Source organism: Paenibacillus sp. FSL K6-2393 (assembly GCF_038002545.1).
GTDB lineage: Bacteria > Bacillota > Bacilli > Paenibacillales > Paenibacillaceae > Paenibacillus.
Genome location: NZ_JBBOCU010000001.1, coordinates 2,996,995 through 3,013,121, shown reverse-complemented (window position 1 = coordinate 3,013,121; position 16,127 = coordinate 2,996,995). Strand labels below are relative to the sequence as shown.

Annotated in this window: 23 protein-coding genes; 5 read left to right on the top strand and 18 right to left on the bottom strand. The window is 43.9% G+C overall.

What is annotated here, in order from left to right; translation table 11 throughout:
* Positions 1–11 precede the first annotated feature (11 nt).
* The 14 genes from dnaB to MHI14_RS13310 all read right to left on the bottom strand — a co-directional run bounded on the left by dnaB (position 12) and on the right by MHI14_RS13310 (position 7,588).
* Complete coding sequence (gene dnaB / locus MHI14_RS13375) at positions 12–1,388, bottom strand: replicative DNA helicase (protein WP_341130473.1); 1,377 nt, start codon at positions 1,386–1,388, stop codon at positions 12–14.
* A 13-nt stretch (positions 1,389–1,401) separates the two neighbouring features.
* A complete protein-coding gene (locus tag MHI14_RS13370; RefSeq protein ID WP_341130472.1) occupies positions 1,402–1,740 on the bottom strand; it encodes a hypothetical protein in 339 nt (112 codons plus the stop codon).
* On the bottom strand, positions 1,727–2,707 hold the full coding sequence (locus MHI14_RS13365) for a hypothetical protein (protein ID WP_341130471.1): 981 nt from the start codon (positions 2,705–2,707) through the stop codon (positions 1,727–1,729). The genes MHI14_RS13370 and MHI14_RS13365 overlap by 14 nt, the downstream gene beginning before the upstream one ends.
* A gap of 16 nt (positions 2,708–2,723) precedes the next feature.
* Positions 2,724–3,008, bottom strand: a complete 285-nt coding sequence (locus MHI14_RS13360; RefSeq protein WP_341130470.1) for a hypothetical protein — start codon at positions 3,006–3,008, stop codon at positions 2,724–2,726.
* Entirely contained in the window at positions 3,005–3,208 is a 204-nt protein-coding gene (locus MHI14_RS13355) for a hypothetical protein (RefSeq protein WP_341130469.1), read from the bottom strand. The genes MHI14_RS13360 and MHI14_RS13355 overlap by 4 nt, the downstream gene beginning before the upstream one ends.
* Positions 3,208–4,059, bottom strand: a complete 852-nt coding sequence (gene recT, locus MHI14_RS13350) for a recombination protein RecT (protein ID WP_341130468.1) — start codon at positions 4,057–4,059, stop codon at positions 3,208–3,210. The genes MHI14_RS13355 and recT overlap by 1 nt, the downstream gene beginning before the upstream one ends.
* A 9-nt stretch (positions 4,060–4,068) precedes the next feature.
* Complete coding sequence (locus MHI14_RS13345) at positions 4,069–5,016, bottom strand: YqaJ viral recombinase family nuclease (protein WP_341130467.1); 948 nt, start codon at positions 5,014–5,016, stop codon at positions 4,069–4,071.
* A gap of 224 nt (positions 5,017–5,240) precedes the next feature.
* Complete coding sequence (locus tag MHI14_RS13340; protein ID WP_341130466.1) at positions 5,241–5,486, bottom strand: hypothetical protein; 246 nt, start codon at positions 5,484–5,486, stop codon at positions 5,241–5,243.
* Positions 5,487–5,619: 133 nt separating this feature from the next.
* The gene (locus tag MHI14_RS13335; RefSeq protein ID WP_307415121.1) at positions 5,620–5,856 is read right to left on the bottom strand and encodes a hypothetical protein; all 237 of its coding nucleotides are present in this window, start codon (positions 5,854–5,856) and stop codon (positions 5,620–5,622) included.
* On the bottom strand, positions 5,853–6,125 hold the full coding sequence (locus MHI14_RS13330; protein WP_341130465.1) for a hypothetical protein: 273 nt from the start codon (positions 6,123–6,125) through the stop codon (positions 5,853–5,855). Before MHI14_RS13330 ends, MHI14_RS13335 begins: the two co-directional genes overlap by 4 nt.
* A 10-nt stretch (positions 6,126–6,135) precedes the next feature.
* Positions 6,136–6,651, bottom strand: a complete 516-nt coding sequence (locus MHI14_RS13325) for an XRE family transcriptional regulator (RefSeq protein WP_341130464.1) — start codon at positions 6,649–6,651, stop codon at positions 6,136–6,138.
* 91 nt (positions 6,652–6,742) lie between these two features.
* Positions 6,743–6,988: a hypothetical protein gene (locus MHI14_RS13320; protein ID WP_341130463.1), complete on the bottom strand. Its 246-nt coding sequence runs from the start codon at positions 6,986–6,988 to the stop codon at positions 6,743–6,745.
* Entirely contained in the window at positions 6,988–7,305 is a 318-nt protein-coding gene (locus tag MHI14_RS13315) for a DNA-binding protein (protein ID WP_341130462.1), read from the bottom strand. The genes MHI14_RS13320 and MHI14_RS13315 overlap by 1 nt, the downstream gene beginning before the upstream one ends.
* A gap of 40 nt (positions 7,306–7,345) precedes the next feature.
* The gene (locus tag MHI14_RS13310; protein ID WP_341130461.1) at positions 7,346–7,588 is read right to left on the bottom strand and encodes a helix-turn-helix transcriptional regulator; all 243 of its coding nucleotides are present in this window, start codon (positions 7,586–7,588) and stop codon (positions 7,346–7,348) included.
* Positions 7,589–7,749: 161 nt separating this feature from the next.
* On the opposite strand from MHI14_RS13310, the gene MHI14_RS13305 reads away from it, so the two are divergent.
* The 4 genes from MHI14_RS13305 to MHI14_RS13290 all read left to right on the top strand — a co-directional run bounded on the left by MHI14_RS13305 (position 7,750) and on the right by MHI14_RS13290 (position 10,725).
* On the top strand, positions 7,750–8,106 hold the full coding sequence (locus MHI14_RS13305; protein WP_341130460.1) for a helix-turn-helix domain-containing protein: 357 nt from the start codon (positions 7,750–7,752) through the stop codon (positions 8,104–8,106).
* 57 nt (positions 8,107–8,163) lie between these two features.
* Positions 8,164–8,796, top strand: coding sequence for a hypothetical protein (locus tag MHI14_RS13300; protein ID WP_341130459.1), 633 nt, complete (start codon positions 8,164–8,166; stop codon positions 8,794–8,796).
* Positions 8,797–8,874: 78 nt separating this feature from the next.
* Entirely contained in the window at positions 8,875–9,489 is a 615-nt protein-coding gene (locus tag MHI14_RS13295) for an ImmA/IrrE family metallo-endopeptidase (RefSeq protein WP_341130458.1), read from the top strand.
* 18 nt (positions 9,490–9,507) lie between these two features.
* Positions 9,508–10,725 carry a tyrosine-type recombinase/integrase gene (locus tag MHI14_RS13290; RefSeq protein WP_341130457.1) on the top strand — a complete coding sequence of 406 codons (1,218 nt, stop codon included), beginning with the start codon at positions 9,508–9,510 and terminating at the stop codon, positions 10,723–10,725.
* 87 nt (positions 10,726–10,812) lie between these two features.
* Here MHI14_RS13290 and MHI14_RS13285 read toward each other — a convergent pair whose 3' ends face one another.
* Together MHI14_RS13285 and MHI14_RS13280 are read right to left on the bottom strand one after the other, a co-directional pair.
* Positions 10,813–11,022: a hypothetical protein gene (locus tag MHI14_RS13285; RefSeq protein ID WP_339309699.1), complete on the bottom strand. Its 210-nt coding sequence runs from the start codon at positions 11,020–11,022 to the stop codon at positions 10,813–10,815.
* A 148-nt stretch (positions 11,023–11,170) separates the two neighbouring features.
* Complete coding sequence (locus tag MHI14_RS13280; RefSeq protein WP_341130456.1) at positions 11,171–12,448, bottom strand: WD40/YVTN/BNR-like repeat-containing protein; 1,278 nt, start codon at positions 12,446–12,448, stop codon at positions 11,171–11,173.
* A gap of 336 nt (positions 12,449–12,784) precedes the next feature.
* On the opposite strand from MHI14_RS13280, the gene MHI14_RS13275 reads away from it, so the two are divergent.
* On the top strand, positions 12,785–13,714 hold the full coding sequence (locus tag MHI14_RS13275) for an L-lactate dehydrogenase (protein WP_091029459.1): 930 nt from the start codon (positions 12,785–12,787) through the stop codon (positions 13,712–13,714).
* Between the two features lie 271 nt (positions 13,715–13,985).
* Here MHI14_RS13275 and MHI14_RS13270 read toward each other — a convergent pair whose 3' ends face one another.
* Both MHI14_RS13270 and MHI14_RS13265 read right to left on the bottom strand, forming a co-directional pair.
* Positions 13,986–14,906 carry a tyrosine-type recombinase/integrase gene (locus MHI14_RS13270; protein ID WP_341130455.1) on the bottom strand — a complete coding sequence of 307 codons (921 nt, stop codon included), beginning with the start codon at positions 14,904–14,906 and terminating at the stop codon, positions 13,986–13,988.
* Between the two features lie 46 nt (positions 14,907–14,952).
* On the bottom strand, positions 14,953–16,032 hold the full coding sequence (locus MHI14_RS13265; protein ID WP_341130454.1) for a hypothetical protein: 1,080 nt from the start codon (positions 16,030–16,032) through the stop codon (positions 14,953–14,955).
* Positions 16,033–16,127 lie beyond the last annotated feature (95 nt).

The window sequence follows — 16,127 nt, the reverse complement described above, 5'->3', positions numbered from 1 at the left end:
CCGTTTCCTCCTTACGCCCACTGGCGTTGTTCAATGTTTTGGGGCTGTTGTGGCGGTTTTGGTCCGAATGAATCGTTATGAGTGCGTTGGTAATTGACGAATTTATTGAACTGTTTCAGGAAGACCAGTTCAACCGTGCCTACTGGACCATTCCGCTGCTTACCGATGATGATCTCGATGATGTTCTTCTTCTCCGACTCCTGGTTGTAGTAGTCGTCCCGGTACAAGAACGATACAATGTCGGCATCCTGCTCAATGGAGCCGGATTCTCTCAAGTCGGACATCATTGGGCGTTTGTCCTGGCGTTGCTCGACTGCCCGACTGAGCTGGGATAATGCGATAACTGGAACGTCCAGTTCACGAGCTAAATGCTTCAATGTCCGACTGATGTAGGAAACTTCTTGCTGCCGATTCTCACCCGATTTACCTTTTCCTCCAGCAACTTCGATAAGCTGCAGATAATCGATCATGATCATAGCCAATCCCTTTTCCTTCTTGAGACGACGGCATTTGGAACAAATGTCCTGAATGGTGATTCCTGCAGAATCATCGACATAAATATTGGTTTCAGCCAAAATCCCAACGGCTTTGGTCATGTTGATCCAATCTTGGTCCTCCATTTCGCCCATCTTCATTGCGGTAGCTTCTACGTTTCCTTCTGAGCTGACCATCCGTTGTGCAAATTGCCCTGCGGACATCTCCAAACTGAAAACAGCTACTGCATCGTCAGTTTTCTTCGCAACGTTCTGAGTGATGTTAAGGGCAAATGCAGTCTTCCCGACGGAAGGACGAGCTGCCACAATAATTAAGTCACTACGTTGGAGTCCGCCGGTGATGCTGTCCAAGTCAATGAATCCGGTATGAATGCCATTGACGATGCCATGCTTCACGTTGTATGCACGAGTATCCACGTCATCAACAAGTTGCATCATGATACCTTTGATTGGCTTGAAGTCCTCTTTTGGAGCGGCACGGTCAGCGATCTTGGCTTGTGCTGCTGATGCACTGGCGAGTAACTGCGGAACCTTTGTTCCACTGGCAGCTTGTTGGATCTGCAGAAGACTTGTTTGAATGAACTCCCTGCGAATAGCCATGTCTTGCAACTGCTCGATGTAATAGCCAGCATTAGCAGTCGTTGGTACAGCGCGAACCAAATTGGCCAGATAGCTAACACCGCCAATGTCTTGAAGTTCTCCGTTAGCCTTTAAACGTGAAGTCAACGTCACCAGATCAATAGGCTGTTGAGATTTTTTCAGATCAGCTATGGCTATATAAATCAAGCGATGGGCCTTATCGTAAAACGCATCGTCTGAGAGTCCTTCAGCCAGTTCCATAACCTCATCAGGGTTTAACAGCATTGCTCCAAGTGTGGATTGTTCAAATTCCATGCTGTGCGGAAGATTATTTTGTATGTCGAAGCTTTGCAAGTAACTCATCCTTCCATCCAGGAGGCGGTAGCGTTGCCTTCACCCGGCTTGCTGCTCGTTGATCCAAGTAAGCCCTGGTTTCTGCTAACTCTCGTTCTCGGGCTGACTGATCAGCGGCGAATCCCCGTATCTCAGAGATCTTGGGGTAAAAACTGTTTGTCTCGATGTGCCGTTCAACGTTTTGTACAGCCGTTTCAAAAGAGAAATCTTTCAGCGCCTTGAGATGGCGATCCACGTTTTCGTCACTGTCATCAAAATTCGGATATTCATCGGTTATCAAAACGAATAACCTCAGGACATCAGCTCTTTCCACGGGCTTCCTCCTCCCTCAGTCTCTGCTTTAGATTCTCTCTCTTTTGCTGTTGACGGTTTAACCTCCGCGGCTGAGTGACCGCTGTCGCTTGTGTGTTTGGAACCAAAACAGGTTTAAATGGCTGCTGTCCCGGTGCTTGATGAATTTTCCAAGCTTCCTCGATGCCTTCGACGTAGTATAAAAAACTCTTGGGAAGCTTGAAGCTATTTCCCTCACGAATGCGTTTTGCCTGAAGCAGGCTTGCCATAGTTTGGATGGTAAAAGGGTTAGGCGTACCTCCGGCGACCATCTTACCCATGGCTAAACGTTCTTTTTGAGAAACATTAAAATCCAGTTTGTTGTGCATCTTGCAATAAGCATCCAATATTTCAATCATTCCACCGTCTCCAGAAGGAACAGGATTCAATATGTCATCCCATGATTCACTAGTAGTAGCAGTAGTAGTAGTACTATCTTTTAGATCGGACAGTTTTGTCTGATCACTACCCAAATTTGCTGTGTGATCGGACATTTCTGTCTGATCACTAGGCGACTGATCGGACAATATTGTCTGATCACTTTGATTGTGATCGGACATATTTGTCTTATCACTGACTTCATGATCGGACACTTTTGTCCGTTCACTTTCGACTGATCGGACATTTCTGTCTGATCTCTTTTTTGAATTTCGAACCTTCAGGATCAGTCCTCTTGGTGCCCTGGTAACATTAATGTACTGATGCTGTTCAAGTGCATCCATCCATCTGCTGACGGTCTTATCATTGACTCCGAAGTATCCAGCAATCTCAGACAGCTTCATTGGCTTGCCGCCGAGGACAACGCCCCAGACAGTTTCCTCCTCCTCAATCTCCTTCGTAGTTGAACTGATGCACCAGAGGAAAAGCCATATCGCGTTGCCTATGTTCTTGTAGTGGTCTGGCTCCAAGATGCCGGAGTAAATCGGAAACGGGTAACTGCCATCGGGCATGTTGCTCATCCCCTTTTTAATGCTGTGAGCTACTTACTGCGTAAACGGCGACATCGAACTTGCTTTCATTTCCTGTGATCTCACGAGTAATCGTCTGAATTCCACGACCGAATTGAGTAATCAAATCATTAATCGCTTGCGGCATATGAGCAGGATCTGACGATGCTGCCGCCTGTGCTCCCAGCGAGAAAGCAACGTCTCTTAAATGGGACTGGAGAACCTCCGGCCCTTCCATCGCGGCGTCTTCAAACATTTGTTGCAACTGGTTGAACACTGCCTTTCTGCTCTGTTTCGTATTCATACATCACGCCTCCTATTATCACGTAAATAAATGTGCGGGTACTTCGCACGAACAACCAGCCATCCAGGATAGCCTCGTGCGAAGTAATCCCGAACCTCTTGCTTGAAAAGCGAAGGATCTGAATCCATCAGTCGCCATATCCGATCACCGATCATACTGCGTAGAAGCGGCTGATCGGTAATGGAATCTATTTGGTTCATTATTCAAATTCGACCTGTTCAGATCCACCATCGCCTTGTTGAGCAGGTGGTGGATCGTCAGTACCTGCAGATGGGGTGATATCGATGAACGGTTCATCCGAAGGTGTAATATCTTTCCTTGTGGTTTCATCCTGCGTTACAGCAGAAGCAATCTCCACGCTGATCGGCAACCATTTCCATCCGGAACGAACGACCGTCTTTTTGCACATTTCCGTATAATCCGTGACCCAGGGGCCGTTATTCGATGCCTTTGAACGTTTCCGGTGCGCCTCAATCTCGCTGATAGGCATGTAATGGATGAAATGACCGCCGTCATTGAACTTGGCGACCATGTAAGCTCCGACTACCTTACCTGACTCAGTTGGCTTTTCATCTTTCCGTAGGAACCAAGGAACATGTTTCAGATTCTCTTCAAGTCCATATATCAACTCTATGAAGTCATTTTCATAGACTTCATGCGCGGAAATGGATTGAATATTACCAGAACGCCGGGCCAGATCAATCATGCCTTTATAACCGATAATGAACGTGGCTTCCTTGCCGTAAGGAATGATGTAGCAATGACCAATCAGTCCTGGCTCAAGTCCTAACTGAGCCGATTGCATAACCGCGGCCATCAGTGAAGGAATTGAACATTCCAAAAGCTTTGGATTTGTCCGAATTGTAGTGAGTGCGATACGACTTAAACGTTCGATGTTCATATGCTTCGGCATTGCCTCAGCTATCTGAGATTCCATTTTCTTCAGATAAGCGGCAACGGTTTGCGATGGATTAACAGCAGGAGCGTTGTTCGCCCCCGCTGCCTTATTTTGTAATTTTCCTTCGAGTGATGCTCCGTTTGCTCGTGCCATAGGGCCTCCTTATTTCACCAAGAACCGTCTTGAAGACGAGGTGTTTGAGTATTTTTCATATAGCTCGGGTTGCTCTTTCTTCAATCGTTTACTGTCAATCCGAGAAGTATCATTCGACTTCCAGGACACCAAAGTGTCACCGTTATGGATAGCCAGCTCATTCTCGCCCATGATTGATTTCAACTCGTTTTCGTAACGTTTGACCTGTTCCGTAGCAACGGCAGCTTCTTCCTTTGCCGCCTGAAGCTGACGAACGATTCCGGCTTGCTTATCATCCAAGATGACTTCGCTTGCTGGCGCGGATATGGGGTAGAGCTGATTCAACAGATTTGCTGAAGCGTCACTCCCGTCAATCATTGGCGGAATACCAGGCACGACATGCCGGTTCCAAAACTCATCCTCGATCTGCACAAGTGAGTCAATGATCTTGTCATTGCGTTCCACCAACTTGTATTGGAAACGTTGACCACCGATAAGAACCGCAAAGTACCCGTAATCCACGCCCAGAACAGCCATGTAATGCTGCAGTTGGATCGCATACTCATCAGGAACCTGATCATCTTCCCACTCACCGAGTTTGTAGGCGCTGGCCGTTTTACACTCCAGGATGCCGAGTCCACGACCGCCTTTATCCAAGATCAAGCGGTCCACGTTACCAAGCATGAATTTATGTGCAGGATGCTGATAAAGCTTGTTGCTACGTTGAACCCGTAGTCCGGTTTGAATCGTGAACTCCCTTGCTACAACATCTTCAAGCACGTTGCCCCAGTAGGCCGCTTCTCCAGCTTCGTCAGGCTCGATTTGACCTGTCTTATCCAGAAACACTCCAACGGGTGATTTATAGCGATTCAGGCCAGCGACAGCAGATGCATCCGAACCACCGATACCTCTCCGGCGGATCTTCAGCCATTCCTCTCGAGCCATGTTCTTTGTACTGGCTGCAATATTCATTGCCATGATAGTTCCTCCCTTAAATGAAATCGTGAATGCTCATACCCCTATCAGCGAGTTCTTCGTGAATCGTAGGATAATCAGAATCGTGTTCCTCTGAACATTCACTTTCCTGGGACTCAAGCAATTCAGACATGCGCATCCTCCTTGTTTGGGAAGGTCACCCATGGTAAGATGACCGTGTATCCATATTTAATTTTCAATGTTCTGAGATAGCCCGCTGCAACGGGCTATTTTTCGTTTAATTCTTCTTCCAACTTCGCAACTTCTTCTTGAATCTTCTCGTGTGCTTCTTCCAACTCTTCTGCCTGATCTCTAATTGCTTCAAGTTGAGAAATCACATCATTGAGCTCACCATCAGTAAATTCCGCTAATCTGCGAAGGATGTACGGTGTGTTATTAATAGCATCATTTGTGTCATCTGCCAGACTGCTGAGCAGATTCAGGATCTTTCCTACTGATTCATGAATCGTCATATACCTGTTACTCCTTTCATCTGTATTGATGCGTCAGCCGCATCTTCCGACGCCGTACGGGAGTTGGTTATGAAACCGTCCGACGCCGGAAGACAAGGCCGACTTGGCTTGTCTTGTTCTTTTCTTATGTGTTCTAAATCTCGTCGATTGCTCTAACCGCAAGTGACATATATTCCGTAGGTAGCTCACGAAGGCTTGCGGCAGCATTCTGCCAGCGGTGATAAATCATATCTCGTTCCTGCCAAAGAGCTTCGAAGTCAGTTCCCTGAACCGATCCATTGAAGGACATAACAGCCGCCGTGTTCTCGCGTAGAGCCTTGGCAGATTCCGTATAATTGATGATGATTTGGATGGCCATCTGATTGTTCATACAGACTCCCCCTTGCGCTTTTGCTCGGGAGACTGTAAAATGTGCAGCACAAGAGACTTTAGTCGAGTTCTCAAACCAAGTGTCCGCCCTGCCAGGCGGGCATTTTTCATTTCTACTTCCGCGAACTGGATCATCATATTAAGATAATGCTCCGCTTCATTCATCTTCCCAGGCAACAATTTCTCAGGCTGTTTGCGAATCAGTTCCAAGTTGTGCTTCGAGTTTCTTCCAGCCTGCAATGCTTCGTATGCCAACTGTTTACGAGACATTCAATCAACCTCACTTCATATATTTTTTAGCTTTCAGATCCGCACGGTGTTCTTTCCAAGTGCCAAACCAGGAGAACGAATATTCTTTGCACAACACCGCCGCGAAGTGCGTCAGCGCAGTTATCGCTTCGACTGTTTCCATCAGTAGTCGCTTCATAATGATGCGATCGGCATCCGTGAGTTGGTCAGCAGTTTTGCTGATCGGTGCTTCAGATGTCAACTCCAGAACTTCCTTCATTTCTTCCACCGTTTTAAAAAGTACACTTGCTCTATGTAGATCCACATTGTCCAGCCAGGGAGCAAAAGCGCCGCCTGTGACTTCCCCAGCTGCAGCAATGTATAACTGACCATCATCGTAATGTTCAGCAGCATTACGCATAAGCTCCTTCGATGGATTGCGAGTGCCCTTAAGCACTTTGCCTATCTGTGAACCATCCATGTGAACTGCTTCTCCAGCCTTTGCCAGAGTATCACCGGTGCGTTTGATAACTTCACCCAAGGCACCAGGAAAATGTCCAATTGTCATATCTGTTAGATCTCCTTTGTCCGTTTTAGTGTGATGAATTTGGACAGAGGTTTGATGTAATATTGTGTTGTAAGGTCTTCCCCTGATCCCTTCATCGTCCGCCGGCAGCCGGTACAGCTCCGGCGGATTTTCTTATTTGTTCAAGGTGAGCTTGGGTTGTTTCCCTCAATGAATTAAGTGCGTCAAACGTAATCTCTTCCGGGTTGTCAGTATGACGACCGTTATATAACGTTTGCTGGAGAGCTTCATCAGGCTCAATGCCTTGAAGTAAAACTCTTATAGTTGCTCCTGCGACGCATGCGGCTGGAGAAGATTCGCGATACCAGTGTAGTCGCATTAAGCAGTGCCCCCTCGCTGCTCCCAGTAGCCTTTGGCATTCGATTTCACCCACTCAGTGTGTTCGTCAATCCAAATCATTAATGAATGAAAAGGTACTCGTGGGTGACCGAACTCTCTAATCACTGGGAAATCCTCTCTGTTCAGGAGCTCTGCTGCTTTCGTAGCGCCGATCTGTAGCAACTCCATTAATTGCTTCTTGTCCATCAGGGTTGGATGTGTTTGTGAAGAAGCAAACGCTGATTGTTCAATTGCTTTGTGAACTGCCGACATGATCATTTGTTCCAATTCACTTGGATTAACTTCAATTTTGAACATGTTAAGTCTCCTTTCTTTTATGGTTTAGATGTTTGTGTAATCAAACAACTTCTTTATCAGTGATAATTTGAACGTTTTGTTCTTTAAAGGAACATTTATCATCAAAAAAAAGTTCCCATTGAAAATGTAGTACTTTTGCAATTGATTTAGCTGTATTTACGGACGGTGTTTTATTCCCATTTTCGATGTTAGTATAATAACTACGTGAGATTTCTGCCTCATCAGCAACTACTACTTGTGTTTTATTGGCAGTCTCACGAAACTCTTTCAGCCATATTCTCATATGCTCACCTCCCGAAATGTTCCTTTAAGTAACTTTATACCCGAATTATATGTTACTAAAAGGAACAAGTCAACATAAAGTTATACTATTAGGAACATTTGTTTAAAGTTTCTTTAAGGAACATTATAATAAATGTATCCTTAATAAAGTTGGTGTCTAATATGGAAAAGGTATTCTCTAAAAGACTAAAGTCTGAAAGAGAACGTAAAAAGGCTTCTGAATCTAAATGGACCCAAGGATATGTGGCCGATATTATTGGAGTAGCACGTCCTACGTACACTGCCTATGAAAATGGAACAAAAGAACCTCCTTTGGATACATTGAACAAGATCGCTGATCTTTTTGAAGTTTCCTTGGATTACTTGCAAGGACGTTCAGTTTCTCGCCTACCTTCAGGTGGTAGTGCTTATATGGACGGTGGTAAGGGCTGGACTGATGAAGAAAAAGAAGTAGCGAATGCAGCAATACAAGCTTGGAGAGAAATGAAGAAGAAACAGGTGGAATCGAACGATAATTAATTGCATAATTTTATAGCAAATTTCCCAGCCGATGGGTCATTAAAAGGACGAACAAAGTTGAAAAGAATAATCTTAGCTTTAATTGTGGTATTTGCTGTTACAGGGTGTTCTAATCAGGCTCAGACGCAAGATACAGTTGATTCAAAAGTAACAAAGACGCAAAGTGAAGATTCTCCAACCGAAGCCTTAGCAGTAAATACACAGGAAAATGTCAAGTCGTCAATGCCAATGCCTGCTCTATTCAGCATGTCTACGGATGATTTCAAAAATAAGTTTAACGCTATAGTTGGCAAATACAGATTAAACGATCTTGGAATCACTCAATTTAAAATTGATGATGCTGAAAATAGTAACAATAAAACTTTCCAGTATATTTTTAGTGATGATTTAAGTATGATGGGTACGCTAAATTCCGAAGATCAGGTACAGCAAGTTATTCTTATAGGATCAGGTGGTTTCAGCGAACAAACTGGCGGAACACTCATGACAGCTATTGCCACATTGATCATGACAAGTAATGACGAATACACATATAACGATGCGCAAGATGTTATAAAAGATATAGGTTTACTCGATAGCGACATAAACCTGAATGATTTCGATGGAGCGACTGTTAGGAATGGTTTTAAATATCGATTCAAAATCCAAGACAATAACATCTCTACATTTGGTATCACAGCAGCAAAGTAATTCCACCAAGCCCTTTTGGGCTTTTCTTTCAAAACAAAAACCGAACATATGTACTATTTTACAAGGGGAAATGGCATAATGCTTCCATATTATGAACCAACGGATACAGAACTGTTGATCTGCGATTTGTATCAAGTGTTTGGAATTAATCATCCGCATGAACTAGATATCGACCTTATTGCCTCTATATGGGGTGCAGACATCATTTACTACAATGGAAAACCGAAATCTCATTGGGAAGATTGGGGAAGTGTTATTTTTCTAAATAAAGATACTTCTCTCATACAACAAAGGGCAGGTTTCTTTCACGAGCTGGCTCACATCGTTCGTCATGAGGGCAACCAGGATGAACTTCCTAAGCTTTTTGTAGATCTTCAAGAGATCCAGGCAACAAACTTTAGATTAATAGCTTCTATGCCCTACTACTTGCTCCCTACACCCTTAGATATGACTTGGGCTGAATATATTGGACTTCTATCAGAAGAGTTTAGAGTCCCTATTGAGTTGGCTGCAGACCGTGCTGAACAGATTGCCTCCAGATTACACGAAGAATACCACAGCTACCGTGAAGATGTTGAACTTATGAAAGGTAAAATTCAAATGGCAGTCAACCTGTTTCGCTCAACAAAACCAAGACAGACTTCAAGTGAAACAAGACGTCTTCTCCAACAATTAAAAAATCAAACTAGTTAATTTGAGGAGCTGATCATCATGGCATCTTATACAAAGATTAAGGCTAACAATAAACAAGGATACAAGTGGATATGTACTTTAGAGGGTCCTCCTGATCCTTTAACTGGAAAGCGGAAACAGATACCTCGAAGAGGTGATACTCAAAAGGAAGCATTCGCTCGTGCTCAAGCTGTGTATGATCTATTATTAAGAGGTATTAATGCTAAGAAGAATAAGAGTTTACTTTTTGAAGATGTGGCTGAAGAATGGTTTAGAGTTTATTCTAAAGGTAAGGTGAAAAAACGAAGCATTATAACCAGAGGAGTTGAAATCAAGAATTTAAACAAACACTTTGCAAAAAGAAAGATCTCTACTATTACTCATAGAAATTTTCAAGAGTGTCTTTATCAGTTGTTTGAACAAGGATATTCTTTCAATACTATAAGCGGTTTTAAAACCACTGCGAACATGATCTTTAAATATGCTATTAAAAACAAATACATTCTTGATAATCCAACTACGGACTCTATTATTCCAGTTAAGATGCTTACTGTAGCTGAAATAGAAAATAAGGATCAACTTGTTGAAGAAAAATATTTAGATCGAGTTGAGCTAATAAACTTTTTCAACGTCATAAATATTTATGGAATATACTTAGACAAAGAGATATTTAACCTCTTAGCATTCTCTGGATTTCGATCTGGTGAACTATGTGCACTTAAATGGCCAGACATTGATTTTGAAGCAAATCATATTAGAATAACCAAAACTCTTCATGCGAAAAGCTTTATTAATTATGAATTAACACCACCGAAAACAACTTCGTCAATAAGAGTCGTACCTATAGACGAATCTATAATGAATATGTTGAAGAATTTTCAGGAACAATCTGATAGTAGTTATCTTCAACATAAAAAAATGTATAAGCATTACCACGATGAGAACTTTGTTTTTAGAAAACCCGACGGATATCCTATACATCAGAAGTACATTCTTACAAGAATGCAACAACTTATGAAGAAAACAACTATAAAGAAGCATGCTACACCTCATATTTTCAGACATACTTATATCAGCATGCTCGCTGAGGCGGGTGTTGATTTAATAACGATTATGCAACGAGTAGGGCATCGGGATGAAAAAATAACTCTCGGCATATATACTCATGTCACTCAGAAAATGCAAAATAATGCTGACCAGAAGTTAAAAAAACATTTTGCTGAAGTGTTGAACATGAGTGTACTGCAGGATATGTGATTTTTTTAGTGATTTTTCAAAATAAGAAAGCCCCCTGTTGGGGGCAAAACGTTGATATAACAGCCTTTTTTTGATCAGTCTTGATAACTAAGCGTACATTAGGTCCATAAACCCGCGAGTTACTTCTCCACCTTCGGCTGGTTCGGGCTGGTCTGTCTGTGCGTGTTCTGCCATGCAAGCCTTCACTGCTTCCTCTGTCGTACAACGATTAGCATCGTCACATGTGTAGCATAATTGAAGCATATATCTGGTTAATTCATCCGCCTGCGTGAATTGAGTTTGACCGTTGGTTCTCATCTTCATCACTCCTTCTCTTGTTGAGTTAAATATATCACCTTTTAGTGGATTTATTTGTGATTTATTTCACAAACTAAGCAAAAAAAGAAAAGAAACCCTTAGGCTCCTCTCCTTTCTCCTATCTATTCACATCGATAACACTCTACGTTTATAGTACTTTCCAATGTACACCGCCATCTACCGTTTGCAATAACAACGATCTTTTGGCATCTGTATTTTCAACCAATATCCAGCCAAGCTCGGGGTTAACCATCTGAATCTTCACAATTTCCGGATAATCTTCGAGAATTTTCTCCAGTACACTGCTTGCAGGAAGAGCGCTCCACGTTTTGCCCGCATCCTTGGTGTGGTAGGTTATGCCCTTTTGCATCGCCCAACCTTCCGATGCGTTTAGAAATACCGGTGAAAGGTTACGATTCGGACCCTTTTGTTTGTTTAAAGTGAAATTGGACAGCTTCCAGCTCTTTCCGCCATCGGTGGTAAAGAATCCATTGAATGTCGTGTTCTCGCCTTGAGAACAGGACATTGACATCCAGGCTGATTGCGCTTCACGTCCAAAAAATTGTGGTGAACTAACACTGAAATTACCACACCCGTTGAATTTGTTTCGATCAAAGAAAGATGGTCCAGTATTCCAGTTCTCTCCGCCGTCTGATGTTACATACAACTTCGGTGTGCCGAACTCCAGCGCTGTTAAGAAACCATGCTTTGGATCCGAGAAAGTCATCCCCGTGGTGTATCCACGTTTGGAAATCTCTTCTGCTTCCTGTTTACCATCTTCATCACTGGATGACATCCGATTCCAGGTAATTCCACCGTCCTCGGTGAAGTAAAGTTTCTTGTCCTGTTTACCAATAGCGGTATCAACCGTGGTGAGAATCCAGCCTTTTTCAGGAGATACAAATGAGATCGCAGTCACTTTATCCGTCTTGGACAGAGAAGACAGGCTCCAAGTTACGCCCCCATTGTTGGTGCGAAGCACCATGGTATCTGTTCCACCCATGCCTTCACGAACAATCCAACCATGTGCACGATCTACAAAATAAATGCTTTGTCCATATTTAGGGTTAGCCGGAAACTGTACATTTTCCGAAGGTGAAATATTAGTCCAGGTCTTTCCCTGATCCTGAGTGTAGTACAGGCGCAGCGCATTCCGCGTCACACCCCACGCCAATCCTCCGTTGTCATTGAGCAACTGAAAATCGGTCAAACGAGTCTGTATCTGGTACTTGGCCATATCTGCAGATTCTGTACTGTTCACAGGGGGAACGACAGTTAATGTCTGCCCTGTATTCCCGGCGTCCTCCTGCTGCTGCGGAGGTTCTGCTACCGGAGGTTGATCTGAGTCGGTGCATGCAGCCAATACAGCTGCTATACCTATAGACAGCAATGCTGTCTGCGCGATTTTAATCCATTGCGAACGCAAGTGGGTTCCACCTCTCTCATCCAATATACAGGCGCGCATGCCTGTCCTATGGCGTTTTATTTACGATTCATCAGAATCCACTGCTCCTATTCTACCACAAACCTTATGTAAAAGGCTCATTGCCCACTCATGGTCGGCCCGCTCCCTTTTTCAAGCTGATGCTCTGGGCAATATGTCGCACATTTATTACCATTAATTTCATCCTAAACTGTTTTTCGACGGAATAATTGGTAAAAAGACATGAAATGTGAACTATTTTATAGACAACACTCGCTTTATACTCTCTAATCCCTTAATATGGATGGGAGTATAACCCAAAAAGGAGAGGATATGAACATGACAAATAGTGCAGCTCTGAAACCAAGTCGTGTCGTGATTGTAGGCATGGGTGCGGTGGGAACAACAACGGGATACACGCTAATGTTGAGACAGCGTTCGTCCGAGTTGGTATTTGTGGATGTGAATCATGATAAAGCAACCGGCGAAATGCTGGATATGAACCACGGTCTTCCATTTACGGGAGGCGTGAAAGTATGGGCTGGCGATTATTCCGACTGCAAAGATGCAGATATCATTATTATCACAGCGGGTGCTTCCCAAAAACCGGGCGAAACTCGGATTGATCTGCTGAAGAAAAATGCAAGCATTTTCAAAGATATTATCGAGCGTATTACTGAAGTGAATTCTCATGGTATTTTGCTGATTGCAACCAATCCTGTAGATATTTTGTCCTATACTTCATGGAAACAAAGTGGATGGCCTGCTTCTCGTGTCATCGGTTCAGGTACATTGCTCGATAGCGCACGTTTCCGTTACTTGATTGGTAAAAATAAAGGAATCGACCCGCGTAGTATTCACGCACACATTATTGGTGAGCATGGAGATTCCGAAGTACCGGTATGGAGCCTGGCTAACGTTGCAGGAACAGATCTGGAATTGGATGAAGAAACACAACAGGATATCTTCGACCGTACCAAAAATGCAGCGTATGAGATTATTAATGCCAAAGGAGCGACTTCCTATGCAATCGCCCTCGCTCTGGACCGCATTGTAGCTGCAATTCTCGGCAACGAGGGCTCCGTTCTGAACGTGTCCACATTGCTTGAAGATTACAATGGCGTATCGGATGTTTACCTAGGCGTTCCATGCGTTGTTGATCGCAACGGTGTGCGCGAGATTCTGCCTCTTCCGTTGAATGAAACCGAGAAAGTGGCTTTCCAAGCATCTGCTAACAAATTAAAAGAACAAATCGCTGGATTGGAGTAATCCGACCACATAATCATTCATACCGTGAACGATTAAACATATTAACCGTTGTGAATTAAAATATCTGTGCTAGCTAAAAGAACCATTGTTTCTTCCAGAGAGAAGAAGCGAATGGTTCTTTGGTTTGACTTCTATTTATATGAGTATTTAGATACCAGATATTAGTTTACATAATATTAATTATGTTTAATTCTCCTTCATCAAATCAATAACAAAAAAAGCCTGTCACTTGGACAGACTCCTTTTTGGATTAAATATTGGTTTTTTTCTTCTAATATGACGGAAGTTTAACGTCCAGCAAAGCCATAGCCTCTTCTTTCTCCCGGCTGGTTACGTGTGTGTACACGGTTGTCGTTTGTATCGATGCATGACCAAGCAGTTCCTGAACCGTACGCAAGTCGGCTCCACGCCGTAACATCATGGTCGCGAAGGAGTGACGCAGCTTATGACTGGAGTAATTTTGACGTTGATTGGCTGGTGATTCCTGCTGGAAGCGTTCAAAGGTTTCCGTAGATATGAGCTGGATGCTGCGAATCGACAATCTCTTCCCTTTTTGCGAGACAAATAATGCTTCCTCTTTTGGTCGCCAAGGTTCCAAGCGCTCAGCCATCGCTTGAGACAGTACTTTTGCCACAGTCTCCGGTACAGGGAGCGAGCGCCATTTACGACCTTTACCAAATACATCCAATGTACGCCGCTCCGCATTATAGTCTTTGCAATCCAACGCGTGCACTTCTCCCACCCGTAATCCCATATATCCCATCAGTAGAAAAACAGCCAGATTACGTGTGCGATACTTGCCTTCTACCGACTCCAGAAAACGTGTCAGCCCACTTTCATCAAGGAAAACGGGCGCACGGTTTTTTTCGGTTTTGGATTTCTTGATCCCAAACGCCGGATTATTTGTTAACAATTCGAGTTCAATGAGGGACTTGTAAAAACAGTTCACCGCCGCATGTTTGCGATTTCTCGTGGCATCACTAACCCCACGCTCCCGAGCGCGGGACAGAAATGACAACACATGCAGCTTTTTGACCTGCTCCAGTGACTTTCCTTGAATGGAGACCAGGAATTCCACCACGTCACCCGTGTATGATTTTACCGTATGGCCTGTATATCCGGCATCCTTCATCCATATGTGAAAAGCTTCTAGCTCGTCCGCATATTGCTCCTGGATCTCCTCAGTCATCATCTGTCTACGTCACCTCGATTCGGTTCTTATAAGTTGACCAGTGATCCTATGCTTCATCCACAATGACAACGTCAATCAGCGGAATGATCGCTTCGGGTTTGCCTTGACTACGGGTAAGTACAAACGATGGCAATGGATTCTCGTGCAGCCCATTCACGGATTCACAGATCTGAGTATATAAATTCATGTGCAACGTCTCGCCTTCACCCGCCACATCAATGACAGGCCAATCGTTCTGAACGCAGGCAGGCCAATAAGCCAGCTCATTCGCAGGTACGATACTTAATTGTTGAATGGACGGATCAATACGGTAGATCCCTTGCCGTTCAGGTTCATCGCCCAGCTTGTCCACGGCAAGTATTCCAGCAGACTGCTCATCTGGTGCGGAATAGAGTGAATAACACCAAGGAGTCACGCCCCAGGCGATCGCCATCAACCCCTCTTCCAGCAACGTATCCGACAGTTCCCCTTCCGCAAATTGTTCGATCAGATTATGGTTACCTGGTCCAATCAGTTCCTCCACACGCTTAGCGAGTCGAGGCAGGTCAGCGAGAATAAATCCTCCTCTCCCGTAGGAGTCAAACACATGATGGTTTCTGCTCCACACAGCTTGAGATGGTGAACTCAACGACGCTGCTTCTGCCGGGAAAAGCGATATATATACGGTGATAACTTGCGCATACTTAACCATTGCAAGTTGTTCAGGTTCGAGTGTACCTTCAGCAATACGAGGTGTTTTCATATGCAGGGAGATTCGAAGTTCGTATTCCCCCTCCTGAAATGCTGCCCAACCAAGATTAACAGACTGTTCAACGCCTTCAATAGAAGCAATGGAGATCGAGCTATCCGGTTTCAGGTTAACAGCATACTGCACGTATGCTAACTCCTGACCATAGATGATATTGGCATCCTGACGATTGACGGGTGAATCCAACTGTTGTGCAATGACAGATACCTTACGTCCATCCTTCAGAAGACGCTGTGGATCAATATCCAACTGTAAGGTTTGTGAATCCTCTAATTGTGAAACAATTAATTGCGCCTCTGCAAGTACAGCTGAGTCAGCGAGTGCAAATCCAAAAGCTACATTTTGATGATCTGAATTCGTATGTAATGGTGTGTTCATGATACATCCCCTCTCTTATGTCTGATGGCATGTCACATCCCCAAATATATTTCATATTTGGCTTAGCCGCAACCCCGCCCCCGTGATTAAGTTCG

What these genes read in the sequence shown, in the direction of transcription:
- dnaB (WP_341130473.1), bottom strand. Translation starts at nt 1,388, where the DNA reads ATGGAATTTGAACAATCCACACTTGGAGCAATGCTGTTAAACCCTGAT.
- MHI14_RS13365 (WP_341130471.1), bottom strand. Translation starts at nt 2,707, where the DNA reads ATGCCCGATGGCAGTTACCCGTTTCCGATTTACTCCGGCATCTTGGAG.
- MHI14_RS13360 (WP_341130470.1), bottom strand. Translation starts at nt 3,008, where the DNA reads ATGAATACGAAACAGAGCAGAAAGGCAGTGTTCAACCAGTTGCAACAA.
- MHI14_RS13355 (WP_341130469.1), bottom strand. Translation starts at nt 3,208, where the DNA reads ATGAACCAAATAGATTCCATTACCGATCAGCCGCTTCTACGCAGTATG.
- recT (WP_341130468.1), bottom strand. Translation starts at nt 4,059, where the DNA reads ATGGCACGAGCAAACGGAGCATCACTCGAAGGAAAATTACAAAATAAG.
- MHI14_RS13345 (WP_341130467.1), bottom strand. Translation starts at nt 5,016, where the DNA reads ATGGCAATGAATATTGCAGCCAGTACAAAGAACATGGCTCGAGAGGAA.
- MHI14_RS13340 (WP_341130466.1), bottom strand. Translation starts at nt 5,486, where the DNA reads ATGACGATTCATGAATCAGTAGGAAAGATCCTGAATCTGCTCAGCAGT.
- MHI14_RS13335 (WP_307415121.1), bottom strand. Translation starts at nt 5,856, where the DNA reads ATGAACAATCAGATGGCCATCCAAATCATCATCAATTATACGGAATCT.
- MHI14_RS13330 (WP_341130465.1), bottom strand. Translation starts at nt 6,125, where the DNA reads ATGTCTCGTAAACAGTTGGCATACGAAGCATTGCAGGCTGGAAGAAAC.
- MHI14_RS13325 (WP_341130464.1), bottom strand. Translation starts at nt 6,651, where the DNA reads ATGACAATTGGACATTTTCCTGGTGCCTTGGGTGAAGTTATCAAACGC.
- MHI14_RS13320 (WP_341130463.1), bottom strand. Translation starts at nt 6,988, where the DNA reads ATGCGACTACACTGGTATCGCGAATCTTCTCCAGCCGCATGCGTCGCA.
- MHI14_RS13315 (WP_341130462.1), bottom strand. Translation starts at nt 7,305, where the DNA reads ATGTTCAAAATTGAAGTTAATCCAAGTGAATTGGAACAAATGATCATG.
- MHI14_RS13310 (WP_341130461.1), bottom strand. Translation starts at nt 7,588, where the DNA reads ATGAGAATATGGCTGAAAGAGTTTCGTGAGACTGCCAATAAAACACAA.
- MHI14_RS13305 (WP_341130460.1), top strand. Translation starts at nt 7,750, where the DNA reads ATGGAAAAGGTATTCTCTAAAAGACTAAAGTCTGAAAGAGAACGTAAA.
- MHI14_RS13295 (WP_341130458.1), top strand. Translation starts at nt 8,875, where the DNA reads ATGCTTCCATATTATGAACCAACGGATACAGAACTGTTGATCTGCGAT.
- MHI14_RS13290 (WP_341130457.1), top strand. Translation starts at nt 9,508, where the DNA reads ATGGCATCTTATACAAAGATTAAGGCTAACAATAAACAAGGATACAAG.
- MHI14_RS13285 (WP_339309699.1), bottom strand. Translation starts at nt 11,022, where the DNA reads ATGAGAACCAACGGTCAAACTCAATTCACGCAGGCGGATGAATTAACC.
- MHI14_RS13275 (WP_091029459.1), top strand. Translation starts at nt 12,785, where the DNA reads ATGACAAATAGTGCAGCTCTGAAACCAAGTCGTGTCGTGATTGTAGGC.
- MHI14_RS13270 (WP_341130455.1), bottom strand. Translation starts at nt 14,906, where the DNA reads ATGATGACTGAGGAGATCCAGGAGCAATATGCGGACGAGCTAGAAGCT.
- MHI14_RS13265 (WP_341130454.1), bottom strand. Translation starts at nt 16,032, where the DNA reads ATGAACACACCATTACATACGAATTCAGATCATCAAAATGTAGCTTTT.